This window comes from Sellimonas intestinalis (assembly GCF_001280875.1).
Classification (GTDB): domain Bacteria; phylum Bacillota; class Clostridia; order Lachnospirales; family Lachnospiraceae; genus Sellimonas; species Sellimonas intestinalis.
Genome location: NZ_LGAJ01000003.1, coordinates 477,933 through 504,606 on the forward strand (window position 1 = coordinate 477,933; position 26,674 = coordinate 504,606).

The 26,674-nt window shown below is 40.1% G+C and carries 32 protein-coding genes and 1 pseudogene; 17 read left to right on the forward strand and 16 right to left on the reverse strand.

The window, feature by feature from the left end; translation table 11 throughout:
• The first annotated feature begins 13 nt into the window (after positions 1-13).
• Positions 14-145: a hypothetical protein gene (locus AOA56_RS16485; protein WP_270672109.1), complete on the forward strand. Its 132-nt coding sequence runs from the start codon at positions 14-16 to the stop codon at positions 143-145.
• Positions 146-214: 69 nt separating this feature from the next.
• On the opposite strand, the gene AOA56_RS03200 is transcribed toward AOA56_RS16485, so the two are convergent.
• Together AOA56_RS03200 and AOA56_RS03205 are read right to left on the reverse strand one after the other, a co-directional pair.
• On the reverse strand, positions 215-592 hold the full coding sequence (locus AOA56_RS03200) for a type II toxin-antitoxin system death-on-curing family toxin (RefSeq protein ID WP_024732672.1): 378 nt from the start codon (positions 590-592) through the stop codon (positions 215-217).
• On the reverse strand, positions 589-831 hold the full coding sequence (locus tag AOA56_RS03205; RefSeq protein ID WP_053768933.1) for a type II toxin-antitoxin system Phd/YefM family antitoxin: 243 nt from the start codon (positions 829-831) through the stop codon (positions 589-591). The genes AOA56_RS03200 and AOA56_RS03205 overlap by 4 nt, the downstream gene beginning before the upstream one ends.
• 335 nt (positions 832-1,166) lie before the next feature.
• Between AOA56_RS03205 and AOA56_RS03210 the strand changes: the two are divergent.
• Positions 1,167-1,628, forward strand: a pseudogene (locus AOA56_RS03210) (tyrosine-type recombinase/integrase); the annotation flags it as partial.
• Between the two features lie 132 nt (positions 1,629-1,760).
• On the opposite strand, the gene AOA56_RS03215 reads toward AOA56_RS03210, so the two are convergent.
• From AOA56_RS03215 to AOA56_RS03270, 12 genes are all read right to left on the reverse strand, one after another.
• Complete coding sequence (locus tag AOA56_RS03215; protein WP_053768934.1) at positions 1,761-3,401, reverse strand: recombinase family protein; 1,641 nt, start codon at positions 3,399-3,401, stop codon at positions 1,761-1,763.
• A gap of 74 nt (positions 3,402-3,475) precedes the next feature.
• On the reverse strand, positions 3,476-3,724 hold the full coding sequence (locus tag AOA56_RS03220; RefSeq protein ID WP_053768935.1) for a hypothetical protein: 249 nt from the start codon (positions 3,722-3,724) through the stop codon (positions 3,476-3,478).
• Positions 3,717-4,064, reverse strand: coding sequence for a replication initiator protein A (locus tag AOA56_RS03225; protein WP_053768936.1), 348 nt, complete (start codon positions 4,062-4,064; stop codon positions 3,717-3,719). Before AOA56_RS03225 ends, AOA56_RS03220 begins: the two co-directional genes overlap by 8 nt.
• A gap of 363 nt (positions 4,065-4,427) precedes the next feature.
• Positions 4,428-4,817: a cysteine-rich VLP domain-containing protein gene (locus AOA56_RS03230; RefSeq protein ID WP_053768937.1), complete on the reverse strand. Its 390-nt coding sequence runs from the start codon at positions 4,815-4,817 to the stop codon at positions 4,428-4,430.
• A 212-nt stretch (positions 4,818-5,029) separates the two neighbouring features.
• On the reverse strand, positions 5,030-5,482 hold the full coding sequence (locus tag AOA56_RS03235) for a winged helix-turn-helix domain-containing protein (RefSeq protein WP_242843430.1): 453 nt from the start codon (positions 5,480-5,482) through the stop codon (positions 5,030-5,032).
• Positions 5,483-5,550: 68 nt separating this feature from the next.
• On the reverse strand, positions 5,551-5,916 hold the full coding sequence (locus AOA56_RS03240; RefSeq protein ID WP_053768938.1) for a metal-dependent transcriptional regulator: 366 nt from the start codon (positions 5,914-5,916) through the stop codon (positions 5,551-5,553).
• Between the two features lie 14 nt (positions 5,917-5,930).
• Complete coding sequence (locus AOA56_RS03245; protein WP_053768939.1) at positions 5,931-7,679, reverse strand: ABC transporter ATP-binding protein; 1,749 nt, start codon at positions 7,677-7,679, stop codon at positions 5,931-5,933.
• A gap of 5 nt (positions 7,680-7,684) precedes the next feature.
• Positions 7,685-9,448, reverse strand: a complete 1,764-nt coding sequence (locus AOA56_RS03250) for an ABC transporter ATP-binding protein (RefSeq protein ID WP_053768940.1) — start codon at positions 9,446-9,448, stop codon at positions 7,685-7,687.
• Positions 9,449-9,558: 110 nt separating this feature from the next.
• The gene (locus AOA56_RS03255; protein WP_053768941.1) at positions 9,559-10,515 is read right to left on the reverse strand and encodes a helix-turn-helix domain-containing protein; all 957 of its coding nucleotides are present in this window, start codon (positions 10,513-10,515) and stop codon (positions 9,559-9,561) included.
• 6 nt (positions 10,516-10,521) lie between these two features.
• On the reverse strand, positions 10,522-11,985 hold the full coding sequence (locus AOA56_RS03260; RefSeq protein WP_053768942.1) for an ABC transporter ATP-binding protein: 1,464 nt from the start codon (positions 11,983-11,985) through the stop codon (positions 10,522-10,524).
• A 15-nt stretch (positions 11,986-12,000) separates the two neighbouring features.
• Positions 12,001-12,720 carry an energy-coupling factor transporter transmembrane component T gene (locus AOA56_RS03265; protein ID WP_053768943.1) on the reverse strand — a complete coding sequence of 240 codons (720 nt, stop codon included), beginning with the start codon at positions 12,718-12,720 and terminating at the stop codon, positions 12,001-12,003.
• The gene (locus tag AOA56_RS03270) at positions 12,720-13,310 is read right to left on the reverse strand and encodes an MptD family putative ECF transporter S component (protein ID WP_053768944.1); all 591 of its coding nucleotides are present in this window, start codon (positions 13,308-13,310) and stop codon (positions 12,720-12,722) included. Before AOA56_RS03270 ends, AOA56_RS03265 begins: the two co-directional genes overlap by 1 nt.
• A gap of 531 nt (positions 13,311-13,841) precedes the next feature.
• Between AOA56_RS03270 and AOA56_RS15785 the strand changes: the two genes are divergently transcribed.
• The 6 genes from AOA56_RS15785 to AOA56_RS03295 all read left to right on the forward strand — a co-directional run bounded on the left by AOA56_RS15785 (position 13,842) and on the right by AOA56_RS03295 (position 16,816).
• The gene (locus AOA56_RS15785) at positions 13,842-14,303 is read left to right on the forward strand and encodes a hypothetical protein (protein WP_024732671.1); all 462 of its coding nucleotides are present in this window, start codon (positions 13,842-13,844) and stop codon (positions 14,301-14,303) included.
• A gap of 29 nt (positions 14,304-14,332) precedes the next feature.
• A complete protein-coding gene (locus AOA56_RS03280) occupies positions 14,333-14,620 on the forward strand; it encodes a hypothetical protein (protein WP_242843431.1) in 288 nt (95 codons plus the stop codon).
• The gene (locus AOA56_RS03285) at positions 14,617-15,102 is read left to right on the forward strand and encodes a flavodoxin domain-containing protein (RefSeq protein WP_053768945.1); all 486 of its coding nucleotides are present in this window, start codon (positions 14,617-14,619) and stop codon (positions 15,100-15,102) included. Before AOA56_RS03280 ends, AOA56_RS03285 begins: the two co-directional genes overlap by 4 nt.
• Positions 15,103-15,125: 23 nt before the next feature.
• Positions 15,126-15,314 carry a cysteine-rich KTR domain-containing protein gene (locus AOA56_RS15470; protein ID WP_082349837.1) on the forward strand — a complete coding sequence of 63 codons (189 nt, stop codon included), beginning with the start codon at positions 15,126-15,128 and terminating at the stop codon, positions 15,312-15,314.
• A 129-nt stretch (positions 15,315-15,443) separates the two neighbouring features.
• Positions 15,444-16,058, forward strand: coding sequence for a TetR/AcrR family transcriptional regulator (locus tag AOA56_RS03290; protein ID WP_053768946.1), 615 nt, complete (start codon positions 15,444-15,446; stop codon positions 16,056-16,058).
• Complete coding sequence (locus AOA56_RS03295) at positions 16,058-16,816, forward strand: SDR family NAD(P)-dependent oxidoreductase (protein ID WP_048621873.1); 759 nt, start codon at positions 16,058-16,060, stop codon at positions 16,814-16,816. Before AOA56_RS03290 ends, AOA56_RS03295 begins: the two co-directional genes overlap by 1 nt.
• A gap of 220 nt (positions 16,817-17,036) precedes the next feature.
• Here AOA56_RS03295 and AOA56_RS03300 read toward each other — a convergent pair whose 3' ends face one another.
• A complete protein-coding gene (locus tag AOA56_RS03300) occupies positions 17,037-18,242 on the reverse strand; it encodes an IS110 family RNA-guided transposase (RefSeq protein ID WP_205694927.1) in 1,206 nt (401 codons plus the stop codon).
• A gap of 305 nt (positions 18,243-18,547) precedes the next feature.
• Between AOA56_RS03300 and AOA56_RS03305 the strand changes: the two genes are divergently transcribed.
• The 3 genes from AOA56_RS03305 to AOA56_RS15475 are packed head-to-tail and all read left to right on the forward strand — an operon-like array spanning position 18,548 to position 20,240.
• Positions 18,548-19,426: a helix-turn-helix domain-containing protein gene (locus AOA56_RS03305; protein ID WP_053768947.1), complete on the forward strand. Its 879-nt coding sequence runs from the start codon at positions 18,548-18,550 to the stop codon at positions 19,424-19,426.
• Between the two features lie 26 nt (positions 19,427-19,452).
• Complete coding sequence (locus AOA56_RS03310) at positions 19,453-20,094, forward strand: CatA-like O-acetyltransferase, family 2 (protein WP_053768948.1); 642 nt, start codon at positions 19,453-19,455, stop codon at positions 20,092-20,094.
• Positions 20,091-20,240, forward strand: a complete 150-nt coding sequence (locus AOA56_RS15475; protein WP_082349838.1) for a cysteine-rich KTR domain-containing protein — start codon at positions 20,091-20,093, stop codon at positions 20,238-20,240. Before AOA56_RS03310 ends, AOA56_RS15475 begins: the two co-directional genes overlap by 4 nt.
• A gap of 89 nt (positions 20,241-20,329) precedes the next feature.
• Here AOA56_RS15475 and AOA56_RS03315 read toward each other — a convergent pair whose 3' ends face one another.
• The gene (locus tag AOA56_RS03315) at positions 20,330-21,727 is read right to left on the reverse strand and encodes an MATE family efflux transporter (protein WP_024732666.1); all 1,398 of its coding nucleotides are present in this window, start codon (positions 21,725-21,727) and stop codon (positions 20,330-20,332) included.
• A gap of 128 nt (positions 21,728-21,855) precedes the next feature.
• Between AOA56_RS03315 and AOA56_RS03320 the strand changes: the two genes are divergently transcribed.
• The 6 genes from AOA56_RS03320 to AOA56_RS03340 all read left to right on the forward strand — a co-directional run bounded on the left by AOA56_RS03320 (position 21,856) and on the right by AOA56_RS03340 (position 26,625).
• Entirely contained in the window at positions 21,856-22,383 is a 528-nt protein-coding gene (locus tag AOA56_RS03320) for a PadR family transcriptional regulator (protein WP_048621870.1), read from the forward strand.
• A 5-nt stretch (positions 22,384-22,388) separates the two neighbouring features.
• On the forward strand, positions 22,389-22,577 hold the full coding sequence (locus AOA56_RS03325; RefSeq protein WP_053768949.1) for a cysteine-rich KTR domain-containing protein: 189 nt from the start codon (positions 22,389-22,391) through the stop codon (positions 22,575-22,577).
• Positions 22,578-22,677: 100 nt separating this feature from the next.
• Positions 22,678-23,589: a DUF2268 domain-containing putative Zn-dependent protease gene (locus tag AOA56_RS03330; RefSeq protein ID WP_048621868.1), complete on the forward strand. Its 912-nt coding sequence runs from the start codon at positions 22,678-22,680 to the stop codon at positions 23,587-23,589.
• On the forward strand, positions 23,582-24,367 hold the full coding sequence (locus AOA56_RS03335) for a MerR family transcriptional regulator (protein ID WP_053768950.1): 786 nt from the start codon (positions 23,582-23,584) through the stop codon (positions 24,365-24,367). The genes AOA56_RS03330 and AOA56_RS03335 overlap by 8 nt, the downstream gene beginning before the upstream one ends.
• The gene (locus AOA56_RS15480; protein WP_082349840.1) at positions 24,357-24,551 is read left to right on the forward strand and encodes a cysteine-rich KTR domain-containing protein; all 195 of its coding nucleotides are present in this window, start codon (positions 24,357-24,359) and stop codon (positions 24,549-24,551) included. The genes AOA56_RS03335 and AOA56_RS15480 overlap by 11 nt, the downstream gene beginning before the upstream one ends.
• Positions 24,552-25,140: 589 nt before the next feature.
• Positions 25,141-26,625, forward strand: a complete 1,485-nt coding sequence (locus AOA56_RS03340; protein WP_053768951.1) for an ABC-F family ATP-binding cassette domain-containing protein — start codon at positions 25,141-25,143, stop codon at positions 26,623-26,625.
• Positions 26,626-26,674 lie beyond the last annotated feature (49 nt).

The following is a 26,674-nucleotide window of genomic DNA, read 5'->3' on the forward strand; positions in this document are numbered from 1 at the left end:
GAGAAATGCGAACATGATAAAAGTATTATTCATCTGCCACGGCAGTATCTTGAAAAGTCCCGGAAAAGCCAGTAAAATCAATGGGTTTACGAAACAGAAAGGCGCTTACTACACCACTACTACACCATTTTCGAAAGAGCCTTGATGTGACAAGTTTTTATAGATGATACAATAAAGCGATGATATTCTTAAAAAAGAGTATCATCGCTTGTTACTATATCTGATGTGAGAGTATCCAGTCCAGTAAATCAGTGGATTGAAGGGTGCCTGCCGCTAATTGCAGGATGACCTCGGACAGTTCTGTCTGCGTATGCTGTAATTCGATCCCATTTAAGGCGAGGAACACCAGCATAACATGTGCGCCGATACGTTTGTTCCCGTCTACAAAGGGATGATTTTTTACCAGGCCAAAGCAAAGACGGGCTACCTTTTGCTGGAGTGATGGGTAGACATCTTTTCCAGCAAAGGTTTGGAAGGGGGTATTCAGTGCAGAGTCCAGCATTCCTTCATCGCGCAGGCCCGATGACCCTCCGGTTTCTGCAATGAGTTGTTCATGCAGCAAAAGTATCTGTGGCTTGGATAATCGGATCATTTGGCAAGTACCTCGTAAGCCTGCCGGTTCTTTTCAATGAGACGTTTGGAAATAGACATGACATCTTCATCGGCGGCAAGTTGTTCTTCTTCAGCAGAACTGAATTCCATGACTAGATATCGGGGGACGTTGTTTTTTAATATGATAACAGAACCGTTCTCATCTACGAGGCGGGCTACTTTAGAGAAATTTTGATTGGCATCAGTGATGGAAACTAGATTTTTTGTGTTGATATTCATAACGAGACCTCCTTTGCTATTTACTTTTATTATATCCAATAATAGGATAAATTCAACCTATTTTCGAAAAAATATAGAAAGGGGAGTTCAAAATTTTTAGTAAGAAACAGTGAAATGATAAGCATGGGAACAAATGAACAAAAATAGAAAATTAAATAGGGATTCCCCTTTTTGTAAAATAATGCGAGAAAACTTTGGCGAATACGGCTACGATTACTTACTTTTAGGCTGTATTTGGTGAACAACTGGAGTTTAAGTATCAGCGGGCGAAGAAACAGCATCATTGACGGATTGGCGCAGATGTTTTGAGTTTGCTGCGGTGGTAGTAGGCGACAACTTCTGATATGTGGCTGGTTATCGAGTCAACGAAAACCAATGCTGGAACCAGGAAGCTGCCGATGTCCGAAGACGTATTCCGGTGTTTCCAGGCCATCATCGAGGACCGGGAAGCACCAAGGTATGAGAGAGTGGTGGACGAATACACAGGATTCCTGTTTACAGATAAAGAGGGGCTTCCCCTGGTGGCAATGCATTGGGAGCATCGGTTTAACCATATGGTAAAACGATACAACGCCATTTACCGGGTTCAGATGCCGAATATTACACCCCATGTCTGCCGCCATACTTACTGCAGTAATATGGCGAAGTCAGGTATGAATCCAAAGACGCTCCAGTATCTGATGGGGCATAGCGATATCGGAGTAACGCTGAACACCTATACCCATCTGGGGCTGGAGGACGCCGTATATGAGTTAAAGCGGGTGGAAGAACTGGAGAATGCCAGGAAGGAAATGTAAAAGATAAATGGAGAAGGGACAGTTTCACAGAAAATGTTTCGGATAGTATAATATGGAAAGGATGAAGGCGCTCTGCTTAGACAGTGTCCCATAAGGAAGTAAAAAAATCGGTGTCGGAACCGGTGTGTTAAGTCACGCCGGTTCCGATTCGTTTAAGGATTCCCTTCCAATCTTCAAAGGGATGCGGATTTGCCCCACATAGGTAAAATACAAATCGATCTGTACATGCTTCCTCCCGTTCTCCCTTACCGGGCTGTGCACCACGATCTTGCTTACAAGCTCATTGAGAATGGCAGCGTCAAGTTCCGGAATATCCAGGTACTTGTCCACCAGCTTCAGAAACTTGTTCACATCGGAAACCTGCCCGGCCTGTGTTTCAATTTCCCGTTCCAATACGGCGGCAAGCTGCTCAATCTCCGCCTGCTCCTTCTCATATTGGCGGGATAATTTTAAGTACCGGCTGTCGGACAGCCTGCCAAGCACATTGTCCTCATAGATGTGCTGGATAATCCTGTCCAAATCCTCCATCCGCTTCTTCGCCCCGGAGAGGGCTTTCTGCTTTTCCGCCAGCTCCGCCTTGCGGCTTTCCTCGTCCTGTGCTAACATTTCCAGTTTAAAGTCCTTTCGGAACATACGGACGTAAACCAATGTCCGCTGGATAGTCTCCAGCACGATCCGGTAAAGCACCTGTTCCCGGATATAATGGATTTTACAGGAGCCGGTGTTGCTCTTGTAATTGGAGCAGACGAAATGGTTCTGGCTGTCGTCCTTGTAAGTGTTGCAGGCGCAGAAATACAGCTTGGCTCCGCAGTCGGCACAGTAGAGAAGGCCGGAGAAAATGCTGGTCCTTCCTGTTTTTGTTGGCCTGCGCTTGTTCTTCCGGAGCTCCTGTACCCGTTCCCACTGGACTTTCTCAATGATGGCAGGCTGAGTGTCCTCAAAGACTTTCTGGTTCTCAACCGGGTTTTCCATCCGCTTTTTGAATTTCAAAGACTTGGTATAGGTCTTGAAGTTCACGGTACAGCCGGTATATTCCCGCCGTTCCAATATCCCGGCGACGGATTTAGCGCACCACTGATAGAGGTTGTCTGGCATGGCCCAGCCTTTTTGCCTTGCGTGATAGGCGGTCACGGTCAGCACCTTGTCGGCTGTGAGGATTTTTGCGATCTGCATGGGGCCTTTCCCCGCAATGCAGAGGTTGAAGATACGCTGCACCACCTTTGCCGCTTCTTCATCCACAATCCATTTCTTTTTGTCCTGCGGGTCTTTTATGTACCCATAAGGCGGGTTGCTGGCGAGATGCTCCCCGACTTCGCCCCGCATTTTTACCACCGCCCGGATTTTCTTGCTGGTATCCTTGGCGTAGTAGTCGTTGAATACATTTTTGAACACCGCAAAATCATTTTCCCCCTTGGCGCTGTCTACATCGTCGTTGATAGCGATAAAGCGGACGTCATAGGCAGGAAAGATGAAATCCTGAAGCCGCCCCATATAGGAATACTCCCTGCCCAGCCGGGACAGGTCTTTGACAATCACAGCGGATACGCTGTAATCCTCAACATATCGCATCATCTCCTGAAACCCCGGCCTCTGGAAGCTGGTCCCTGAGAATCCATCGTCCACGAAGAACCGGATGTTCCGGAATCCATGGTCGGCCGCGTATTTGCTCAGCAGGGCTTTCTGGTTAGTAATGGAATTGCTTTCCCCATCCAGGGCGTCGTCCTGGCTCAAGCGGCAGTATAATGCGGTGATTTTCTCTGGCTGCTGGTTCATTTGCTTCTCCTTTCTGTTCAGGCAGCCAAGTAAACGGTTGCCCTTATTATAACGCTCCGACTTAGATTTTTCAGCTATGTCTCTGAATCTTTTTCCTGTAAATCCTTTTCCATCAGCCGCTTTAATTTCTTCACAATCCCTTCCGAGCCTTTTTCCGCAAAATAGGGAATGACCGTGTAGACGGAGGCACCTTCAAAGTATGTATATTTGCTGTTTCCCAAATCAAAGTGATACGCACCGTCCTTGAAATGCTTTTCCATTCGTTCCCCCACAGCGGGGTCAAAATCTTTTAGCAGTTCATACAGTTTTTGCTCATCAATCATGGGCGCCCCTCCTTTTGTCAACAGGCAAATTCAACGTGATAATAGCTGGCCTGCCGAGGCCCTGTTTCCGGCGGACGATCAGACCGCAGGATTCCAGTTCGTGAAACACCCGCGTCGTTACCTGTCTGCTTCGGCGGAGTTTCGCTTTGGCGTCCTCCACAGTGAAGTACATGCGGATAGTCCCGTCCGCTTCGATATAACCTTTCTTTTTGGAAATCCCCGCCCGGTCCAGAAGCAAGGCGTACAGCACCTTGGCGTCATTGGATAAGTCCAGGGGGATTAGGAAACGTGGGAAAATGATGTAAGATGAAATTTCGGTATCTGTCTTGTATGGAATCATAAATTCTCCTTCCTATCCATCGACATGATAGATTGATTGATATTGACTGTCTTAACATTAACTCTTTCTTATTAACTACCGTCTAAATCCGGGCTGTCAGAGAGACGGGAAAGCCACGGGTTGAAATACAGGATATGGGCGCTCCAGAGCGTCAGCTTTGCCATGTCCTGAAAAACCAATCCTGGATATTTCCGTTTAGGCGGACAAAATATAGCGGGAACCTATATGTACTCAACCTGCCGCCTGTTCGGGAAAATCCCGTTTAGGTTAAAGGCCTGTGCGGACGGTTAGAAGCCCGTTTTGGGCGGGTATAAGGGATTTATCCCTCTATCCCGTTGACCGGCGTTTACAAAGCCTATAGAATCATGGGTTTTTCGTCTCTAATTGTCCGCAGGCAGCCCTCATTTTCCGGTCGCTTAAAGTTTTCTGCCTGCGGTGGATGGTAGTGGCGCAGGACTTACAGTATTTCGCCCGGTTGGAACCGGGAAGAAAGGGCTGGCCGCAGACAGCACACCGTTTGTGTTTCTTCCGATAAAGCAAAGCAGCCGCCAAAGGCTCATCCAAAGGCAGGACAGCGGCGCAAAACCATCTGCACAGCAGGGAGTAGGAAATGCTTTGCACGCACACGCATTCTTCTCCATCGTCAAGGACAAGGCAGTTCCCGCTCTCATAGTTGCAGCACTGATGGACCAGCTTTCTTGCCCTGCGGTACTGGGAATAAGTCATGATGGGGATTTTTTCTTTAATTTTCATCGCCTCCTTTCAGGCTGTTAAAAAACTCTATCTATCTGCACATTTTGAAAGCAAAATGACACCCCTTTTTGAAAATAAATTTGTGGCAGTCAAAAAACACCTTTCATATACCAGTACATTTTTCGGGGGATTGTTGCATGGGTAAGTGGAAAAATTTTAGGGAATTAAAAAACGCCGCCATGATATGAAAATCATGACGGCATTTCTGCCTTTCATATTTCAAACTTGTAGCCGATACCGTAGACGCTTTTGATATAATCCGGCAGGTCAGGAGCAACCCTAAGCTTTTTTCGCAGATTGCTTACATGGTTGTTGACCGCCTTACGAGAGTAATACGTGTAATCTTCTTCCCATATCAAATCCATTAGCATCTCATAGGTGAATACCCGCTTCGGATTTAAGATAAGCAGGGAGAAGATTTCAAATTCCTTGACGGTTAGTTCTATTGGCTGTTCCCGGATTGTAACAAGTCTCTGTTCTAAGCAGAAGTATAAATCTCCTGCCTGAACTTCCGTTAGGGGATGATTAGACTTTTTGGGGATAGAATATCTGCCTCGAAAGATGGCCTGATATGGTATGTCGTTTATGTTGACATGATCTGTTGTACCTTTGAGAACAAACTGTGTCAACTCCCGTTGCTGATCTGCGGATAGCAGGGCAAACAACTTTTCTCCAATCTGCCAGCCGCTTTCGGCTAAATCAAGTACAGCTAATTTCCCATATCACCACCTCCTTAGCCTTCATTAAATGCTTTCTTTAATTTTTGAAAGGATTCCGCACTAACTGCATGTTCAATACTGCAAGCGTCTTTTTCTGCTATTTTGGGGTCTACACCTGCCGCTATGAGCCGTTCTGTAAAAAAACGATGCTTTTCATAAATCTGTTCGGAAAGCTGCAATCCTGTTTCTGTTAAGGAAAGTGTACCGTCAGCGTTTTTAACAAGATGGCCGGATTTGGACAATTCCTTGACTGCCCGGCTTACGGAAGGCTTTTTTCCCCCTAACTGCTCTGCAACATCTACGCATCGAACATAACCGTGCTGCTGTTTTATCATTAAGATAGCCTCCAGATAATCCTCCATCGCTGGTGTTAAAGCCATTGACACACCTCCTTTTAAGCAATACTCCAGCCTTCGGCCTGCTCACGAATATTGATAAATTTCCTATAAATTCCTTCTTGCCGGATAAGTTGCCCATGAGTACCTTTTTGTACGATTTGACCGTTATCTACTACCAAAATTTGATCTGCATGTTCAATCGTAGCCAAACGGTGGGCAATAACAATTACCGTTTTTCCTACAGTTAATTCGCTGATTGCTTGTTGAATCAAATGCTCATTTTCCGGGTCGATACTTGCAGTAGCTTCATCAAGGATAACAATGTCCGCATTTTTCAGAATGGCACGGGCGATAGATATTCTTTGCTTTTCACCGCCAGAAAGTGTAGAGCCGCCTTCTCCGATAACGGTTTGATACCCATCTGGAAGCGCCATGATGAAATCATGGCAGCGAGCCTTTTTAGCGGCTGCAATCACTTCTTCCTGTGAAGCGTTGGGATTTCCAAAGCGGATATTGTTTTCAATCGTATCATGGAACAAATAAACCTTTTGAAAAACCATTGAAATATTGCGAAGCAGGCTGTCGCAGGTCATATCTCTTACATTTTCACCGCCGACGAGAACCTTTCCACTGTCTATATCATAGAAACGGGCAATCAGGTTGCAAATTGTAGTTTTGCCGCTGCCGGAGGGTCCTACAATAGCCGTTGTGCTGCCCTGTGGAATAGAAAAGCTGATATTTCTAAGGACCGGAGTTTTGTCATAGGAAAATGTGACATTTTGAAATTCAATGTCCGCATTTTTTAGTGCAATATCTTTGCCATTCTTATCAATAATTTCAGCGTGTTCAATGTGTTCCAGCTTATCCAGTGTTGCGTCAATCACCTCTAACACATGCGCCGCATTGTTCATGGTTTCCACACTGCCGAACAGCATAAACGAGAACATATCCAGCATGAGCATAGTCGGCAAATCCATACTTCCGTTAAAGGTAAGAAGGGCGGCAACCGCTACAATGACAATCGAAGCGGCTTTTAGGGAAAATAGGTGCAGACAGTTGAAGGGCATATACTCTAATTCGATTTTGATATTGATTTTTTTACTGTCCCTATAAGCCTTTTGGATTCCCGCAATCGAAACGCCTTCCTGCTTAAAGGCTTTCACAATTTGCATACCACGCAAATATTCAATCGAGCTTTCCACCATATCGTCCTGTGCTTTCTGATGAACAGGGGCGTTTTTCCGGCTTTGCTTTTCCAATAGGTGCAGAAAGAGTGCGGAAAGCAAAACCCCAGCCAGCGCAACAATACCTGCAAGCGGACTATAAAAGGCAAGAAACAGAATCAGGACGATCACAGTGATATAGCCGTTGACTACTGTGTTCACCATATTCATTGCATACATTTCTAAAAAAGACAAATCTGTTGTCGCGGCAGCGGAGAGTTCTCCTATATTATTTTTACTAAAGAAGCCTAACGACACTCTTTTCATAATATCGCCAAGCCGGATCCTTTCATCAGCCGTAGCCTCATAACCTACGCTTTCCTGTGTTTTAGCACGCAGGTAGGAGAATATATATCTGCCTAACACGGCCAATACCATAGCACCAAGCAGAAACCATATATCCTGCGCCTGTAAAACGGCCGCTCCATGAAAATCGTCTAAAACGGCGCTCAATCCTTTAGCCGCCAGCATAATTGGAATTGCAGTAAAAATGCTGTGAAAAAAAGCATAAACAAACCCAATATAAATACGTTTTCTATATTTTCCCGTCCAATGGATTAAACGCTTTACAATACGAAACATATCTTTTACCTCCTTTCGCTGGAGCCGGCAGACCAATTCTGCGCTCCAATATGAGCTTCCCACATATCTCTATACAAAGCATCTTTACTTAAAAGCTGTTCATGGGTACCTGTATTTTCTATCTGTCCGTCTTTTAACACGATAATCTGATCGGCATTTTTAATGGTTGAAAGACGATGGGCAATTACCAGTAAAGTTTTACCTTTTGTTAAAGCCGCAATAGACCGTTGTATTTTTTCTTCGTTCTCTTGGTCGGTGAACGCGGTAGCTTCGTCTAAAATTACAATGGGAGCATTTTTCAAAATCATACGGGCAATGGAAATACGCTGCTTCTCACCGCCGGATAAACGGTTTCCAGCATCACCGGCTGCCGTGTCGTATCCATCTTCCAGCTTCTCTATAAATTCATCGCAGCAAGCCGCTTTCGCCGCAGCATAGACTTCATCATCGGTGGCCTGCGGATTTCCAAGTCGAATATTTTCTTTGATGGAACAGTTAAACAAGAAATTATCCTGTGTAACAAAACTTACAAGATCGGCAAGCTGGGTTAATGGTATCGTGCGAATATCTATACCACCAATTTGAATGGAACCTTCATTTACATCCCAAAATCGGGCAATGAGACGGGCAATCGTAGATTTTCCACCACCAGAGGGGCCGACAAGGGCGGTAAATTTTCCTTCTGGAATTTTAAGATTGATATGGGAAAGTACCTGCTTCCCATTCTCTTTGTCGTAAGAGAACGATATGTTTTTCAATTCAATATTTTGTGATTTCACTTGTACCATCTGCTGTACGTCCGGTAATTCTTCTGCATGGAGCAGCTTGTCAACATCATGCACCGCATATTCTATGGCTTTTGTTTCATTTACATAGGTGGTAAAATTCATCAACGGTCCTACAATGCCGAGAGAAAGAATCAAGCATATCACAAGATCCTGCGGCGCAAGACTTCCGGTTAAATACAAATACATGCCAATCGGCAGTGTTCCCAAAAAAGTGGAAGGTAGCACAGCGGAAATAAAATTCATTAGTTTCCATGAACTCTGATACCATTTCAAAGTGTAATCCTTAAATGACTGCACTGCCTTTGAAAATTTTTCATAGGAAGTGGATGACTGGTTAAATGCTTTAATGACCTCAATCCCTTCCACATATTCCACAATAACACCATTCACATAATTGCTTGACTCCATATAGTCCGCATACAGTTTATTAAAATTCTTCATCATTATGGCGAAGGCAATAAATGCTAAGGGAACTGTTACCAGCATGGCTAATGCCATTCTCCAATCAATAAAAGCCAAATAGATAAACACGCTGATTGACAGAAGAAGATTGGAGATACATTCAGGTATCATATGAGCTAAGGGAAGCTCTATTGTTTCCACACGATCTACAAGAACGCTCTTTAACTTCCCAACGGATTCCCCCAACACAGTACCAAGGGGCGCTTTCATCAATCTTTTTGCAAGGCCGAGCCGTATATTCTCCAGAATGGTATATGCTGAAAAATGGGATAGGCTGGTTGAAATCCCGTAGAGCAGGAACCGCACTGCATATGCAGCAAGTCCAATCAGGCACCACTTCCAAACCTCTGCCATCACAGGAGAGCCGCCGATAAAGAGGGATATAATCTGATAAACACTCCAATAGGGTATCAGACCGGCAACAACGCTGATGATTGCACAAAGCACGGATAAGATAATTTTTATCCGGCACTGTGAAGCAAAGGAGAATACAATAGAAATCCAGCTTTTTTGCTTCATTTTGCTTCCTCCTTAAATAAAAAATTAGAGAGTATCTTACATTAGACACTCTCTAATTATTGCAATTTTTTAAGGCGGCTGCCACTCTGGAAAGGTGGGTTTTGCTCCATTTAGATTTTAACTTTTCTATATTCCAAAGGGGTTTTTCCCTTAACATTTTTGAACGCTTCGGAAAATTTGCTGGTGTTGGTATATCCTACCTTACCTGCAATAACCGTAATTGGCTCGTCCGTCTGTGCGAGAAGGGAGGCTGCTAAATCCATCCGATAATTCCGCATATAAGTATAAATGGCTGTTCCGTAAACACCCTTGAAGCATTGCTTCAAGGCCGAAACAGATATATCATATTTTGCAGAAAGTTCCTCCATTGTGAAGCGGCGATCTGGATTACTTGTCATAAAAGCCATAATCGCCTTGACTTTTTCTACCTGTGTTTTATAAAAATAAGGTCGTTCCTCTCCAAGGGCGCAAGGGTCGATTGTTTTTAAGGTGACAAGCAGCTCCAGCACCTTCACCCTCAAATATTCAAGCCGAATAGAATCGGGAATGTGATAAAGTTCCGAAATCACATGATCGGAAACAGAATCGCCGTGCATAATAAAAGGCCGGTTTTTCAACGCAAATAGCTGTTCTAACTGCTCGAGATCAATCGAAAACATAGAAAGTAATTCGCTGATTTCCGCAATAGCCTTCGGCACAGAGATGGTTATAGTAATCCCGTGATAATGGCTTACCGGAAAACTGCAATACTTATTTTCGGTAGTGGAACTGTCCAGCATAATATCACCAGAAGCGAGATAAAGATAAGCGCCGTTGCTCACTTCCCATTCAATTCGTCCTTCCCTGCAATGGTGGATAGCAAAAGTATGAGTGCTATTTTCAAACTTTCTTGAAGGGCAGCTTTCCATATGGAAATCATTATACATTACGCCAATGCCGGGATAGACCTCATAAAATGTACTGGTTCCATCTCCGGTATCATTTTTCATCTGATAGACGGAACAAGATTCGTCACGGCAAATCAGATTCATATTCTGCTGCATAAAAAAATGATCGTTCCCATTCATGCTGTTTCACCTCGTTTCCATAAAAAACTCCTTTAGCCGCTGGAGCCCTTTTTCGTCCAATATATACTGTTCCTGAATTTCACCATGCTCTAAGTGTAAAACATAAGTACAGCAGCTAACGATCAATTCATAGTCATGAGTAATTACGAGAGAGGTTTTTCCCATATCTTGTATGGCGGTCAACTCTTTCGCCACTTCTTTCATGTGCTGTAAATCCAAACCGCTGGTCGGTTCGTCGAACACTAAAATTTCTCTATTGGAAATTAAAGCGGTGGCAATCGCTACCCTCTGTTTTTGACCGCCGGATAAGGCCATTGGATGGCGGTCTTTGAATGGAAGTAAATCCAACCGTTTTAGCATCTGTTCAGCTTTGGAAGGCTCCGGCTCTTTCATACTCAAAAGCATTTCTTCTTCGGTGCTTTCTGTAAATAACTGATGATTCACATCCTGCATAACCATGTAGCACCGTGATAATCTTTGCTTTCTATTATACTGTCCTCCGTTAATATTCACAATGCCTTTGCAGTGCTTTTCCAGTCCACAAAGGCAACGGGCAAAAGTAGATTTTCCAGCTCCATTGTGGCCAATCACAGCAATAATACCGCCTTGTGGTAATGAAAGGGAATCAATATGGAGAGCGTCATGCTGCTTTATATAAGAAAAACGAAAACTCGTACACTCAAAGCACTGTTGATCTGCACAAGGATGGATAGATACCGGAAATTCAAAAATATTAAAAGGGCGTAACCCCATTTTAATCTGCTGTTCAGCGGACAGAGCGAGAGCTTCCGGTGCCGAAAAATCCTTTTCAATTTTTCCATCTTTAAGATATAACACTCGGTCGATCAGATTGCGTAGATAATACAGTCGATGCTCTGCAATAACAACCGTTTTGCCTTGTTTTTTCCAAAGCTGAATCATACGGCGTAAATCCTCGGTCGCAGATATATCCAAATTAGAAGAAGGCTCGTCTAAAACTATAATCGGCGGGTCACTTACCGATACGGAGGCACAAGCTATTTTCTGCTTCTCTCCACCGGATAGACAGAATATGTTTTTGCCCATCAGCGCCTCAATACCGAATTGCTCGGCGGTAAACTTAATGCGCTCTACAATTTCATTTTCTGATAAACCTTGGTTTTCGCATCCGAAAGCCAGCTCACTTGTAGAATCCACTGTAAAAAATTGTGTCCGTGGATTTTGAAATACGCTGCCAACGTATTTAGCGGTTTCATAAAGGGGAAGCTGGCTGATATTCTCTCCATTTAATAAGACTTCCCCCGTCAATTCACCGTCATAATAATTGGGGATAAGACCGTTAATAAGACGGGTCAAGGTGGTTTTTCCACAGCCGGATTGTCCGCATAAAAGAATCACTTGCCCGTTTGGGAGAGTAAGATCAATGTTTTCCAAACCACCGGCATCCGTTCCACCGGTATAACGAAAATTGATATTTTTCAATTCAATCAAGAGCCACCCCCTTTTTTAACAGATAAAAAATCCTACCCAGCAAGGAATAGCCAGCAGAAAGAAAAATACATCCAGCAGGCCGAATTTGATTGTGCAAATATTTGTCCGCTTTTGCGGTGCGCCAAGGCCGCGGGTTAAAGCAGCAGCAGATAGTTCCTCCCCAATTTTTGCTATAGACATTATCAAGGGTACAACACGGTATTCGAGCATTTTCATCGGGCTGCGCAGCGTCGTAATGCCTCTCATTTTCATTGCGTCTCGAATTGCTGCGTATTCTTCCTTTACCGTAGGAAAGAAACGAAACACTACCGATACAGGAATAACAATCTTTTGCGGGATTCTCATTCGTTCCATAGCCGCTACAAATTCGCTTACTGTTGTGGTGCTTACTAAATAATATCCCATAATAAATCCGGGAAGCATGTGCGTATAAATTCCAACAGCAGCGCCTAAGATAAAGTTCCATGTACCCGCAAGGAAAGGCAGTACCGTCAATTCCAAGGCAAACAAGATAGCATATGTAACCGTAAATCTGGCAGCCGCTTTCCATTTCTTTGAAAGCAATAGAAAAACGATAGGACAAGCCATCAGACACGGACGGACAAAATTCATAAACCCGCCCGTGCCTCCGGTTATCATAATAGTGCTAACTGTAATCGTTAAAAAAAGTTTCGTTCGAGGGTCAGCAGGGAGAATGGCTTTCTTCTCAAATTTTAATGAAAGCGCCGCATCCATTAAGCAATCCCCGCTTTTTCAAAATGCTTCTTCAATACGGCTTTTCCAAGCAAGGCTCCCAAGATGCCACCGATGAAGGTCACGACGAATAGAACAGGGAACATCCAGCCGGGAGTATAGGACATCAGCGTATTCACATATTCCTGCCCGTAACTGCTCACAAGAGAGGAAAAGAAATCGTCCCGGGTCAAAAACATGCGGCTTACATATCCCATAATCCAAAGAGAAAAAACACCATTTCCGAGCAAGACGCATTTCCAGCTTTGATATTTACCAGCTCTTAAAATCAGATCGCTTACAACACCGAAGATTATACCGCCAACCAGTACCAAAACGCCGCTTCCCATGATTAGATTAAGCAGGCCAAGAATAACGCCCGTCAAAGTAACCATTCCAAATTTTTTGACTTTCGTTAAGTACAGCATAAATGGGATCCCGCACAAAATCGGGCATACAAGCCCCAGCAGTGGAATGAAGATGGGGATATATCCTAACATCATACCGGCAAAGAAAATGACAAAGTAGATTGCGGTAAAAATCCCCACATTGATAAGGTCTTTGGCTTGCAGCCGTTTACTTTTTACTTCCATAGCTTAGTTCCTCCATGATATTGTTAGTTATAGCTAACCTGTGCCGCTAAAAAATAGCGACATGAAATTCGCATGTATTTAATTTATCATACTCCGATCGGGTGCGCTACTCTGAATAGTTTGAAAATACTCCGAATGGTTTGCGAATATTTGATTTCACATACTGGCAAGCAATGCAAACATGTACATGTTTGCGATTTTGGCGGGTTTTCTACCCGTCAAAACGCTTGTTGAGGGATAATCCCCCAAGCCCCCAAGATCGCCACCTGCGGTGACGGCTGCGCGTCCTGCGGACGCTGAAAATTTTTCCATAACAAAAGAAAAACTCTATACAAATGGTTAATCCATTCACATAGAGTTTTCTTATTTCCCGTTCACTTGGCATAGGTCAGTATTTTTACAATACTTCTTTATGCTCCTCTGCCTTTTGGCAGGGCGTTTTTCTTATAATCTAGCATGTAGAAGCTAGTAAAAGAGGGAATATTTTGATATACTAAGGAAAGCAATGGATGAGGAGAGAACAGTAAATTTATGGATGAAAATAATAAGTGGATGATGCTTTTACTTTTCCTGTTTCACCAAACAGAAAGACAATGGAGAGAATTTGAAACAGAAATTAAATATAATAATCGGTATTTTCCTAAAAGTCAGATATTAGATGAATTGAAAAGAATACAGAAATATGCAGTTCATGAAATACATGCTGATGAAGTTTATTATAGGGCCAGGGTGTTTAGTACCCCTTGGGAATGTTTTAAGGAAGAATTGGAGCAAATACGTCAAATTATTTTAAAGCATTTTCCGGATATTGAAAATGGAAAATCTTCTTTTAATTTAGATAATATGTCAGATATGCAAGCTTGCTTGGCTATGCTATTATGTATGAAAAATGACAGCCAATCTATCATGGAAGAAATTGAACTAATATTTGAAAAAGTCATCTCTGGTCATCCCTTTTGCCAATCGAGCCTTTTTGATAGCCTGTTTACTTAAAAGACCCCTATGCTTCTCAATTCCGAAAGATGCTTTCTATTGAAAAATATAAAAGCAAGGAAATAGACCGTATCTATCGGGAAGTGTATATTGATACTGCGATTTCTAATCAAGCTCAAATTTTTGAAGAAATGATAAAGCAAGGTTATATGCGGAAAGCAGACCCTAAAATTATGGCATTACAATTTTTCGCTCCCATTTTTCTTTTGCTGAACAGATATGACGGTATTGCCGAGAAGGAAGCGGAGGCAATAGAAATTTTGGGAAAACATATTGAACAGTTTGACAAGATTTATCGTGAGGGGGAAATAAAATGAAAATTGCAATCATTTATGCCACTAAATATGGCTGCACAAAAAAGTGTGTGGAAATCTTAAAATCTTATTTACAAAGTGACGTAAAAGTATTTTCTGCTAAAAATTCCAAAATTGATGTATCACAATATGATACCATTTTAATAGGTGGTTCGGTCTATATGGGAAAAATTCAAAAAGAAATAACTCGTTTTTGTAAACATAACTTAAAGCAGCTATTGAAAAAGCGAGTAGGATTATTTGTATGTTGCTATACTCCGAATGGAATAAATGGATTTTTTGAAACACTATTTCCATTAGAATTGTTAAATCACGCATTTTATGTAACTTGTATAGGTGGGGAAATGAACTATGATAAGATGAATTTTCTTTATAGAAGATTGTTTCAGTCATTGAAAAAAATAGACGGATTTAATGAGGGATTTACTGAACCAAAAATACTTGAAGAAGAAATTAAAGCATTAGTAGAAAAAAGCCTGAAGTAGTTACGAAGAATGGAAGTGGTGTTGTGCAAAAAGAAGAATGGTTACTATGTCCAATATGTGGAAATAAAACAAGGTTGAAAATTCGTGAAGATACAGAATTGAAAAATTTTCCTTTATTTTATCCGAAATGCAAACAAGAAGTTTTGATTAGTATAAAACAATTTAATATGTCTGTCATCAAAGAGCCAGACGCACAGACGCAGAGCCGATGAACTTGTGAGCAATCACAGTCATTTATTCTGCGTTTTCTATTAAATTACCTATCCATATTTCAGTAGCATTGACTTTCTAACGATTGTTAGGTATAATTTATCTAACAGTCGTTAGAAAGGTTGGCGTAAATGATGAGTAATACAAAGCAGAAAATATTAGATGTATCTTTAGACCTCTTTTCTCGAAAGGGATTTTCAGCAGTTTCTATTAGAGATATTTGTGCTCAGGTAATGATTAAAGAAAGTTCTGTCTATTATCATTTTAAAAATAAACAAGCTATTTTTGATGAGTTGCTTTATCACTTTGAGCAAGTGGCGACCGATATGATGGTACGGTTAGAACAATCTTTGTCAGTCCAATCCTGTTCAATGGAGAAGCCATTTTACCAAACTGTTTGCGATACCTTTTTTGAAAGCTATTTTATGGACGATTTTTGCAACAAAATAATGAGGCTTCTTCTGATTGAGCAATTTGGTAATTCGGAAGTCCAAAAGATATATGACCGTTGGATGTTTGCAGAGCCACTTGAATTTCAAAGTAAGGTTTTTGGTACGCTAATGGAAATAGGAATAATTCCAAAATCAGATAGTGGATATCTAGCTGTTAAATACTATGCACCCATTTATTTCTTTGCTCAAAGATGGTTATTCAGCGGAGAATTATCGGAAGAACAAAAAAATTCTTTTCGGAATGCTGCTTATCAACATATCAAGAAATTTTTTGCAGAGATGGAGGTGGAATAATGTCTAACATTGTAATTACTGGTGCAAATCAAGGAATTGGATATTATTTTATTGAGCAGGCTCTAAAGGATGGAAACAAAGTAGCTGTGTTAGATGTTGATACAGAAAGCCTTGAAAGATTGGCACAGTTATTTCCGAATAAACTTTTCTATTATAAGGCAGATGTATGTGATGAGATGCAGATACGCATCGCCATTGCAGATATTATTAAAAAATTTCAACGAATAGATATTGCTATTCATAATGCCTGCCTTTGTACCTTTGGTAAAGAAACGACTACTGATTTCAATATATATGAACGGGCTTTTGATGTGAATTATTATGGCGCACTTCGTTTAGTAAAAAGTGTATTGCCGTATATGCAGGCACAAAAATACGGAAAAGTCATTTTTACAAGCTCTGGTGTAGGAGTAACAGGTTTTATAGGAATATCTCCCTATGCTTCGACTAAAGGCGCATTGGAAGCATTGGCAAAGTGCCTTAATTTAGAATATGCTTCTGTCGGTGTTACCTTCCATATTATTCACCCGCCATTAACTCGAACAAAGTCGGCAGAGCCGTTACCTGTTCCAAAAGAATTTATGGCTGACCCACAAAAAGTAGGATATGGACTTGCAAAGCATATCACATCTAAAAGATTTATTATTTGCCATGGTTTCGTGCAAAAAATCCAGACGATTGCCTGCTATCTTTTTCCAATCAAGATGGGCAAGCTAATGTCAAAAATGACATTACGGTATATAAACAGCGAAAAATAAGCAAATGGAAGTGAACGGTAAGGCTAAAAGGACATCTCTAAAAGATAGCAAGAATTGTGAAAACACGGGCAAATTTTTTTGCTACTATAATTGTAAGCCTGCAAATAAAAAGTCAATAGTAAATTGATTATTTCAGGCAAAAAGGTTTATGTAGGATTTTGAACATTGAAATAAGACCACCGATATTCGCTGGTCTAAAATAAAGGTAAGTATGAGATGGTTATTTCGGAAGCGATGAAAGATATTCTTTTACCCGTCCATAGTAGATGCGAAGAAACTTATTCGCACCGGCAGTCATGTAGACATAGTAAGGTTTGCCTTGTGATCGTTTCTTATCCATAAACAGATATACGGGGTCATCCTGCGGTTTGGTTTTGATAAGAGCATCCATTACCTGAAATAAGGTTTTACGAAGAGTGCCAGAACCTCTTTTGGAAGCAGGAACACTTTTCTGTTCGTAAGAACCGGATTCATTTACGCCGGGGTCGACACCAGCGAAGGCGGTGATAGCCCCTTTGTGAGTGAAGCGGGAAACATCACCAATCTCAGCCATAAGCTGGGGACCAAGTGATTTACCGACACCTTTCATAGCCATTACAACAGGGTATTCAGGCAGTTTGGAAGCAGCGTCATTCATCATGGTACGAAGCTGTTCCACGGTCTGAGAAGCCATATTTAATTGCTCTACAGCCTGTTTGATAATTAGTTTTGTCAAATCGTCTTTTGGAAGTACAGAAACGATCTCCTTAGATGCCTCATAGATTTCAACAGCTTTTGACTGGCTGAAGTTGTACTTTCTACGTTTGCACCACTTTTGATAGTGGTTGATAAATGCGTTAAGAGACAGTTTGCGAACACAATCCACATGCCAATAGGTTGTTGCAAAATCAACCCACTTCTGGCTTCCGTCCTCACGGGCGGGACTGTCAAAATAGGTATTTGCACCGGGATAAGTCTGGTCAAGAACGCCGATAAGGTTGTTCTTCATGGCGGTTTTGTGTTTCATGTAAAAATCAAACTGGCGGTTCATGGTTTTAAGCTGATTACGAATTTCGTCCATGAGACTATACTGTCTGAGTTCTGTCCAACTGTCAAGAGTATAGCGAGCAATTTTTACAGCATCTGCTTTGTCAGACTTCACTTTGCGGAGGGAATTATCTCCAAAGTCTTTGATAAGTTTGGGATTTACGGCAGATACAAAAAGGTCAGCCTGTGAGAGTTCACGGACAAGGGGTTCGTAATAACGCCCCGTATGTTCCATTACAATGCGTGACTCACCATCAATGGCTTTGATATGCCCGATAAGAGAGCGAATACCGCTGACTGTATGCTTGACTTCAAATGGTGTGGAAACAATTTCACCAAAAGGACGAAGGATGGCAACCATACTTTTACCTTTAGAAACATCAATACCAACTGCGTTCATGTTCATAAATTTGTCACTCCTTAAGATTTATAGTGCAAAAGATAAATACCAACTTTACTCATTGCCTATTCAAGCTACTGTGGTGTGACACGAACGCACTGAAAGTGGTTCAACCTGCATAAAACGAACGCTGCGAATGAGGAGCTGGTTATCAGTCTTAAAAACGGACGTGTAAGTCCAAGAAAGGAAGCCGATATACCGATTGCCCCATCATTATACAGCTTAAGCAATAAGATGGCTAACAACCTAACTGGTTGTTAAGTATATTAACCAATTTATATTGTAGTAGAAAGGAGGCGTTTTGTATGGAAAATAATGCAGTTATTAGTATTGAACAGGTTATTGATTACATCGAAAATCATCTTAGCGAAAAGATTGACCTTGAAACAGTTTCTACGACGGTCAACTACTCAAAATATCATTTACATCGAATGTTCACCGAAACAGTCGGGCTGACAATTCACGATTATGTGCAACGAAGGCAACTCACGGAAGCGGCAAAGTTATTGGTGTTTTCAGATAAACCAATCATTGAAATTGCTTTTATCTGTGGATATGAAAGTCAACAATCTTTTACTACTGCTTTTACAGCTATGTATAAGACCTCACCTGCACAGTATCGTGATAAACAAGAGTTTTATCCATTGTTGTTGCAGGTTGTTATACATAATAAAAAGGTAAATACTACATTGACAAAGAACGATATACGGTTTGCTACGATAGAGGATATTCCTTCTTGGATGGAGCTACTTCGATTAGTGGTTGATGGATACCCTGTTTTAGATGAAACAGACTACTTACATAAATTAAAAATATGTATCCAAAATAAACAGGCATTGGTTTTGAAAGATGGGGATTTGTTAATTGGTGCTCTGGCTTTCAGCATTCCACCATGCTGCATTGAGTTTTTGGGTATACATCCTCAATATCGCAAAAGAGGCATTCAAAAACTTTTTCTGGATGCGTTAATAGAAGATTATTATCCAGAACAAGATATTTGTATAACAACTTATAGGAAGGGTGATAGAGCCGATACAGGATACCGTAAAGAACTACAAAAACTTGGTTTTGCAGAACGAGAACTTCTAATAGAATTTGGTTATCCTACACAACGCTTTGTGCTTACTGCAAAATGTTCAGAAACAAATGATAAACGACTGAGTTCAAATAAAACAGAAATCTGATTTGCAAATAGTGTGAGGTAATAACAATGTGCGTAAGAGAAATCAATCCTAAAGAAACTGCAAGAGCATCGGCGTTTGGGCTTTGGATGAAAGCTCCTAATCCTATGGTCACCTTTTTCAAGACATACGATGTAATTCCATTGATTAAAGTAAGTAAAAATCGTGGTATGAAATTCAATATGCTTCTTGACTTTTGTATAGGAAAAGCTGCTGCTTCTGTAAAAGAATTTTATTTATTGCCTGTAGGAAATAAGCTAATGCAATATGATAAACTTGCTGTCAACACTATTGTTGCGAACAAAGATGGTGAAGTTAGTTCCTGTGATATTGCATATACGGACAGTCTTGAAAAGTTCAATGCAGATTACCTGAAATATACAACAGCAGTACACAACACTTGTATTGACCACGACCTATCGGAAAAATATATGGTTATAGGTACTTCTGCTATTGTAAATGTAGAACTGGACGGTGCTGTGGGTATGAATAGCGGAATTTTCAACAATCCTTTTATGATATGGGGGAAGTATCGCATTGATGGCGATAAGGCTCTTTTATCAATCTCTTTTCAATTCCATCATACGCAGATGGATGGTGCACACGCAGGCAAATTTCTGAAGAATTTGCAGAAGGAGATTGAAAAGATGGGAGAAGAAATAAGTGTATGATAGCAAAAAGCGAATGGGTCTTATGCCCTGTTTGTGGAGGTAAAACTCGTGACAGACTTAGAGAGGATACAGTTTTGATAAACTATCCTCTTTACTGTCCGAAATGTAAGCAGGAAACTTTAATTAACGCAAAAGATTGCACATAGCTGTCATTAAAGAGCCAGACGCATAGACGCAGAGCCGATGGACTTGTGGGTTATCCCACAGCTCATCGGCTCTGCTTGTAATAGTATGTTTAGTGCGATTGTTCATCACAGGAGATAGAAGATGTTCCTTTCATTATTCGCTCTTCAACAGTCAGGCTTTTGTGCAAAGGGATTGCCATAAATACCGTGATAAGTGCGGAGAGGACATCAGCAATCGGCTGTGCGTACAAAATACCATTTAATCCCCATACAAAGGGTAAGATTAAGATAACAGGAATAAAGCAGATACCTTGTCGGCAAGCTCCAAGAATAAATCCCTCTTTTCCTTTTCCAAGAGCAAGGAATAAAGAGGAATATACCGTATAGAATCCAAACAGCATAAAGGTAATACCATTTATTCTTAATGAGGAAGCTCCGATTTTAATCATCTCTACATTTCCAGTTGTAAACTGTGAAACAATAGTTGCAGAAAACAGGCTGAACAATAAACCTACAATTACACAGAAAATGGTTGACCATAAAACAGAGGTTTTGATTGCGGTACGCAGACGGTCAAATTTCTTTGCACCATAACTATATCCTGCAATGGGCTGAAATCCTTTGATGAAACCAAATACTGTTAAGCTGCCCATAGATATAAGACGAGTTACAACTCCCATTCCTGCTATGGCTGCATCGCTGTAATTACCTGCTGCGTTATTTATCAAGGAAATAGAAATACTTGTCAATAGCTGAAATACAAGTGTCGAAATGCCGATTTTAAAAATTTCAGAAAGAACTTCCTTAGAAAAAGTGCAGTCTTTTATCTTGAATTGAAAAGCACTTTTCCTTCTGAAGATATAAAGCAAATACACCATAGTCGATACTATCTGAGAGATTGCTGTTGCAATAGCTGCTCCTGCAACATCTAAATGAAAAGTATATATAAATAAAGGGTCTAACCCTATATTGAGAACAGCCCCTAACAGCAAAGCGCACATTGTAGTTTTCGCTGCCCCCTCACTTGTTACGATATTATTCATTGTTACATTAAAAACATTGAAAATACAGGAAATGATATAAATACCCGCATAGGTGGCAGCATAAGGAAGAATACTTTCTGTTGCACCCAACAGTTTTAAAATGGGTTCCAAAAAGATGATTGAGAGAACTATCATAATTGTGCCTACAACAAGGCTGCTGTACAGTGCAGTGCTTGCAACCCTGTTTGCTTGTTCTCTGTTCCTTTGCCCTAATAATCGGGAAATATAAGATGCTGCTCCGTTACCGAAAAGTAATCCTAAGCCGACAACTACTTGACCGAGTGGGTATACTACCGAGATAGCAGCCATTTGGCTTTCCCCCAACCCACCGACAAAATAGGCATCAACAAGATTGTATAAAGCATTGATAAGCATACCAATCATTGTAGGAATACCCATAGCTAAAAGGGCTTTTGGAATTGGAGCATTGCCCAGTAACTCCAGTTTTTTGTTTTGCTTGTCCATTGTACTGTTTCTCCTTTCACTTGACTAATGAAATAAAATATACTACTATAAATTACAGTAATTGAAACGCAAGAGGTATTCTACTATAATTTATAGTAGTTGTCAAGAGAGTAAAGGAGGAAGATGATATGGCGACCATTGACCTGATTGTTTTGGGAATATTAAAGAAAGAACCCTTGAGTGCATATGACATTCAAAAGTTGGTAGAGTACCGTAATATTTCAAAGTGGGTAAAAATCAGCACCCCTTCTATTTATAAAAAGGTTATTCAGTTGGAGGAAAAAGGATACATTTCAAGTCATATTGAAAAAGAAGGTAAAATGCCAGAAAAGTCAGTTTATACTTTGACGGAAAAAGGAAAACAGCAGTTTGAGAAACTGATGATTGAAATATCTTGTAAGCCTATCAACATTTTTTTAGACTTTAATGCTGTTATCGTAAATTTGGACAGTATGCCAAAAGAAAGACAACAAGAATGTCTGGATAATATTGAAAGCAGTATGGCAGTTTTAAAAACATATCTGGAAGAAAATATCGCTTTGAAAAAAAGTGATGATGACATTCCGACTACTGGTATGGCAGTTTTACAACAGCAATATATACTGGCAGGGGCGATAGAAGAATGGATTGCTTCTTTAAGAAAATCGCTGGAGTGAATAAAATGGATGAATCTCAATGGATTATATGTCCTGTTTGTGGCAGTAAAACTCGTGATAGACTTAGACAAGATACAGTTTTGAAAAACTATCCTCTTTACTGCCCGAAATGTAAACAGGAAACTTTGATAAACGCAAAAGAATTGCAGATAACCGTCATCAAAGAGCCAGACGCAAAGGCACAGTATCAATAAGATTTTTAATTGACCTGCCATAAAAATATTTACTTGTTCTCTTGACTTTCACGTTGCGTCATAGTGTAAGATTTAGAAAAACGAGAAAGGAAGAGAGAAAATGAAAGTAATTCCAATTCGCTCAGACGGAATTTACAAAAAAATAATGAAAGCACCGTCTGAAAAGAAAAATGATATTTACCGTTATGAAATGATGATGCCTTTTGAAAAAAAGTGGGCATGTTACAGCGTACCGATGAAAGCTACTACTCCTAATGGATATGATGTTATAATGGCAAGCTGTATGCTTGGTCACATTGCTCCTACAAAAGTTGATGAGAGTCAACGAGCCAATATCGAGGCATTATCGTCAAATGAGCTCTGGAGTGATTGTAAGCTATCAATAGAAAACTCTTTAAACTGTTTTATTGATAAAGGAATACAATTGCCTGTCAAAGATTATCTATTCACCATTTTATTAGCGAATTCTGAAAGTCCTTATATCAAAATGAATGAGGGGTATTGTGGTGATGGAGGAATACCTGGATATATTTTTTCTTGGCTTATTCCTAATGAATACACATTAACGCATTTACATGTTGCACTTGCCCATGAAGTCAATCACAATGTGCGTTTCCAATTTATAAAGTGGAAAAACGATATTACTCTTGGTGAAATGATGGTCAGCGAGGGACTTGCCGAAAATTTTGCAACGCATTTGTATGGGGAGGATAAAGCAGGCCCGTGGGTTACAAAAACCGATATGCAAACCTTAAACGAATATATTAAACCAATTATCTTTGATGGCTTGAGCGTACAAGGACTTGAAAAGCTTAATGCTTATTTGTATGGTGATGAAATGGCAGCATTACAAAATTATCCTGCTGTTGGACTGCCCTATTGTGCCGGATACGCTTGTGGGTATCACTTAGTAAAACACTATTTGAAAAAAACAGGGAAAAGTATTGTAGAAGCAACATTATTGCCTGCAAATGAGATTTTGAAAGCCACGGAGGATTTTTGGAATGAATAAAAAACCTATGACAGTACACGAAGTCGTAAATTTGACAGGAATTACTGCAAGAACACTTCATTACTATGATGAGATAGGGCTTTTAAAACCTTCGATTGTTACAGAAGCAAGATATAGATTATATACCGAGGAAGATTTAATTAGACTACAAGAAATATTGTTTTTTCGGGAAGTTGGGTTTGCGTTAAAAGAAATAAAAAAACTGTTAGATGCCCCACATTATAATCGCAGCGAAGCCTTAGAAAGACATCTTTCCATTTTAGAGGCACAGAAAGAGCGTATTGACGCAATTATTGCTCTTATAAAAAATGAAATTAATGGAGGAAAAAATCTTGCTTTTACTGCTTTTTCGCAATCTAAAGTGATTGAACTGCAAACACAATTTCGAGATGAAATCATCGAGCGTTGGGGCAATACGGAAAGCTTTAGACAATTTGAGGAAATCTTCTCATCACAAAGTCGCAAAATACAAAATGAGCAGATAAGCTCATTCTATTGTACGGCACAGGAACTCTTTGAAAAATTAGCAACGTATGAAGGAAAGACTCCAAGCTGTTTAGAGGTTCAACAGATTGTGCAGAAATGGCAAGAATATATATCCGAGCATTTTTATCAATGCGATAGTCAGATGCTCTCCTATTTAGGAAATTTATATATTACTGACGAAAGATTTTCAGAGTTTATCAATCGTTTTGGCGGTGAAAATTTAGCAATGTTTTTTAGTAAGGCAATCGAGGCTTACTGTACAAAGCAGCGAAGTGAGAGTAATGAGCGTTGATTGGATACGATGTCCTATCTGCGGGAGCAAAACCCGTGACAGACTGAGAGAGGATACAATTTTGAAGAACTATCCTCTTTACTGCTCCAAATGCAAACAGGAAACTTTAATCAATGCAAAAAATTTACATATAGTCGTTATCAAAGAGCCAGACGCTTTAGACGCAGAGCCGATGAACTTGTGAGCAATCACAGTTTGTCGGCTTACTTTTTTATATGTTGGATTTTATTGCATATAAAACCTCTCTTTTTGCAATAACAAATTTTTTAAGCAAAAGACTAAAAACTTAATAAAAAGCTGATTTGACAAAGGGCTGATTTTGTGGTACTCTAAAAAATCATAACTTGAAGGAGAATGGTTTTATGAGTTTTTATATAACGAATGAACTACCACCTAAAAAGAAAATCAGCTCTGTACAATCAAATCCGATGAAACATTGTGCAGAGTATAGCATAATATAACACGTAAAGATTTCATCGGGAAACGTAGCAATACATGAGAGTTTTTTCTTTCATATATTGTTTCTTTTCTCGTACAAATTTTTGTGCAGCAGGCTATGGGCAATGTTTTGTCTGTAGCCTTTTGTTGTATATGGGTTATTTCATTTAAGAAGTTTATAATGAAATGTATATAGCAGAAGGACTGATACTATGAGTATCTAACTTCTGCTATTTTTTTGCCTATTTTAGAAAATTAGATGTAAAAAAGAGAGGTTTTATTTATGAGTTTAGTTAGAAGTTACAGGATTAACACATTCTTTTGGTGATAATTATCTGTTTAAAAATGCAGATTTTTCATTAAATAAAGGGGAACATATAGGGATTGTCGGTCAAAATGGAGCAGGAAAAAGTACATTTATAAAATTTTGTACAGAGCAACTTATCCCTGATTCTGGCAGGATAGTATGGCAACCAAACACAAAAATAGGATATCTCGACCAATATGCTCAAATTGAAAAAAGTACAATTATGAGGGTATTTCTGCAATCAGCATTTTCTGAATTATATGAGATGGAAAATAGGATGAATCAGTTGTATTGTCAGTCTGTAGATGGGAATATGTCAAAATTAGATATGGCTGCAAGGTATCAGGAGGAGTTAGAACGTAATGAATTTTATTTGATTGATACAAAGATAGAACAAGTGACGACAGGATTGGGCTTAATGGCTATTGGACTGGATAGACCTATAGAGCAGATGAGTGGCGGGCAGAGAGCAAAGGTCATATTAGCAAAATTATTATTAGAAAAACCAGACATTTTGCTTCTGGATGAACCAACAAACTTCTTAGATAAGGAACATGTTGTATGGCTTGCAGAGTATCTCTCAAGTTTGCAAAATGCCTTTATGGTAGTTTCACATGATTATGAGTTTTTAGAAAAAATATCCACAAGGATTTGTGACATTGATAATCAGAAAATTACAAAATATTTTGGAACATATTATGAGTTTAGAAGAAAAAAAGCGTTACTTCGAGAAGATTACATTAGACAGTATGTGGCACAACAGAAAACAATAAAAAAGACAGAGGAGTTTATTCGCAAAAATATTGCAGGGAGAAAATCAAAAATGGCTCGTGGCAGACAGAAGCAACTTGACCGAATGGACAAGATGGAAGCGATGGAACAAAAAGAAATCAAGCCACATTTCAAATTTCCTGCCGCTCCCCTAACTACAACGGAGCATTTAAGGGTGAAACATCTGGATGTTGGTTATCATTATCCTGTCTTGTCTGATATCAATTTTTCCGTAAAAGGTGGAGAAAAAGTTGTTATTACGGGATTTAATGGTATAGGGAAGTCTACAATGTTTAAAACTCTTGTAAATCAAATTCCATCGTTAGGAGGTAATTTTCATTTTTCGGAGCAAGTAAAGATAGGGTATTTTGAACAAGATTTAACATGGTCAGATACTACGAAAACACCGATACAAATTGTTTCTGATGCTTATCCATCACTTGTTATAAAAGATGTAAGAAAGCGCCTTGCAGGTTGTGGTATTTCAAGCAAACATGCTATGCAGGAAATTAGTACTTTAAGTGGTGGTGAACAGGCAAAAGTTAAAATATGTTTGCTTATGATGAAACCATGTAACTTCCTAATTATGGATGAGCCGACAAATCATCTTGATACACTGGCGAAGGAGGCGTTAAGAACTGCACTTTTAGAATTTGAAGGTACAGTAATATTAGTATCACATGAAGAAGCGTTTTATCGTGATTGGGTTCAAAAGGTTATAAATGTAGAAAAGAAAATATAGATTAAAACTCGTATTTTGAAAGAGAATCTGTAGGTAAGATAGCCCACCT

Excerpts from the sequence above, each read along its gene's own strand:
- AOA56_RS16485 (WP_270672109.1), top strand. The coding sequence starts at position 14 with ATGATAAAAGTATTATTCATCTGCCACGGCAGTATCTTGAAAAGTCCC.
- AOA56_RS03200 (WP_024732672.1), bottom strand. The coding sequence starts at position 592 with ATGATCCGATTATCCAAGCCACAGATACTTTTGCTGCATGAACAACTC.
- AOA56_RS03205 (WP_053768933.1), bottom strand. The coding sequence starts at position 831 with ATGAATATCAACACAAAAAATCTAGTTTCCATCACTGATGCCAATCAA.
- AOA56_RS03215 (WP_053768934.1), bottom strand. The coding sequence starts at position 3,401 with ATGAACCAGCAGCCAGAGAAAATCACCGCATTATACTGCCGCTTGAGC.
- AOA56_RS03220 (WP_053768935.1), bottom strand. The coding sequence starts at position 3,724 with ATGATTGATGAGCAAAAACTGTATGAACTGCTAAAAGATTTTGACCCC.
- AOA56_RS03225 (WP_053768936.1), bottom strand. The coding sequence starts at position 4,064 with ATGATTCCATACAAGACAGATACCGAAATTTCATCTTACATCATTTTC.
- AOA56_RS03230 (WP_053768937.1), bottom strand. The coding sequence starts at position 4,817 with ATGAAAATTAAAGAAAAAATCCCCATCATGACTTATTCCCAGTACCGC.
- AOA56_RS03240 (WP_053768938.1), bottom strand. The coding sequence starts at position 5,916 with ATGGCTTTAACACCAGCGATGGAGGATTATCTGGAGGCTATCTTAATG.
- AOA56_RS03245 (WP_053768939.1), bottom strand. The coding sequence starts at position 7,679 with ATGTTTCGTATTGTAAAGCGTTTAATCCATTGGACGGGAAAATATAGA.
- AOA56_RS03250 (WP_053768940.1), bottom strand. The coding sequence starts at position 9,448 with ATGAAGCAAAAAAGCTGGATTTCTATTGTATTCTCCTTTGCTTCACAG.
- AOA56_RS03255 (WP_053768941.1), bottom strand. The coding sequence starts at position 10,515 with ATGAATGGGAACGATCATTTTTTTATGCAGCAGAATATGAATCTGATT.
- AOA56_RS03265 (WP_053768943.1), bottom strand. The coding sequence starts at position 12,720 with ATGGATGCGGCGCTTTCATTAAAATTTGAGAAGAAAGCCATTCTCCCT.
- AOA56_RS03270 (WP_053768944.1), bottom strand. The coding sequence starts at position 13,310 with ATGGAAGTAAAAAGTAAACGGCTGCAAGCCAAAGACCTTATCAATGTG.
- AOA56_RS15785 (WP_024732671.1), top strand. The coding sequence starts at position 13,842 with ATGGATGAAAATAATAAGTGGATGATGCTTTTACTTTTCCTGTTTCAC.
- AOA56_RS03280 (WP_242843431.1), top strand. The coding sequence starts at position 14,333 with ATGCTTTCTATTGAAAAATATAAAAGCAAGGAAATAGACCGTATCTAT.
- AOA56_RS03285 (WP_053768945.1), top strand. The coding sequence starts at position 14,617 with ATGAAAATTGCAATCATTTATGCCACTAAATATGGCTGCACAAAAAAG.
- AOA56_RS03290 (WP_053768946.1), top strand. The coding sequence starts at position 15,444 with ATGATGAGTAATACAAAGCAGAAAATATTAGATGTATCTTTAGACCTC.
- AOA56_RS03295 (WP_048621873.1), top strand. The coding sequence starts at position 16,058 with ATGTCTAACATTGTAATTACTGGTGCAAATCAAGGAATTGGATATTAT.
- AOA56_RS03300 (WP_205694927.1), bottom strand. The coding sequence starts at position 18,242 with ATGAACGCAGTTGGTATTGATGTTTCTAAAGGTAAAAGTATGGTTGCC.
- AOA56_RS03305 (WP_053768947.1), top strand. The coding sequence starts at position 18,548 with ATGGAAAATAATGCAGTTATTAGTATTGAACAGGTTATTGATTACATC.
- AOA56_RS03310 (WP_053768948.1), top strand. The coding sequence starts at position 19,453 with ATGTGCGTAAGAGAAATCAATCCTAAAGAAACTGCAAGAGCATCGGCG.
- AOA56_RS15475 (WP_082349838.1), top strand. The coding sequence starts at position 20,091 with ATGATAGCAAAAAGCGAATGGGTCTTATGCCCTGTTTGTGGAGGTAAA.
- AOA56_RS03315 (WP_024732666.1), bottom strand. The coding sequence starts at position 21,727 with ATGGACAAGCAAAACAAAAAACTGGAGTTACTGGGCAATGCTCCAATT.
- AOA56_RS03320 (WP_048621870.1), top strand. The coding sequence starts at position 21,856 with ATGGCGACCATTGACCTGATTGTTTTGGGAATATTAAAGAAAGAACCC.
- AOA56_RS03325 (WP_053768949.1), top strand. The coding sequence starts at position 22,389 with ATGGATGAATCTCAATGGATTATATGTCCTGTTTGTGGCAGTAAAACT.
- AOA56_RS03330 (WP_048621868.1), top strand. The coding sequence starts at position 22,678 with ATGAAAGTAATTCCAATTCGCTCAGACGGAATTTACAAAAAAATAATG.
- AOA56_RS03335 (WP_053768950.1), top strand. The coding sequence starts at position 23,582 with ATGAATAAAAAACCTATGACAGTACACGAAGTCGTAAATTTGACAGGA.
- AOA56_RS15480 (WP_082349840.1), top strand. The coding sequence starts at position 24,357 with ATGAGCGTTGATTGGATACGATGTCCTATCTGCGGGAGCAAAACCCGT.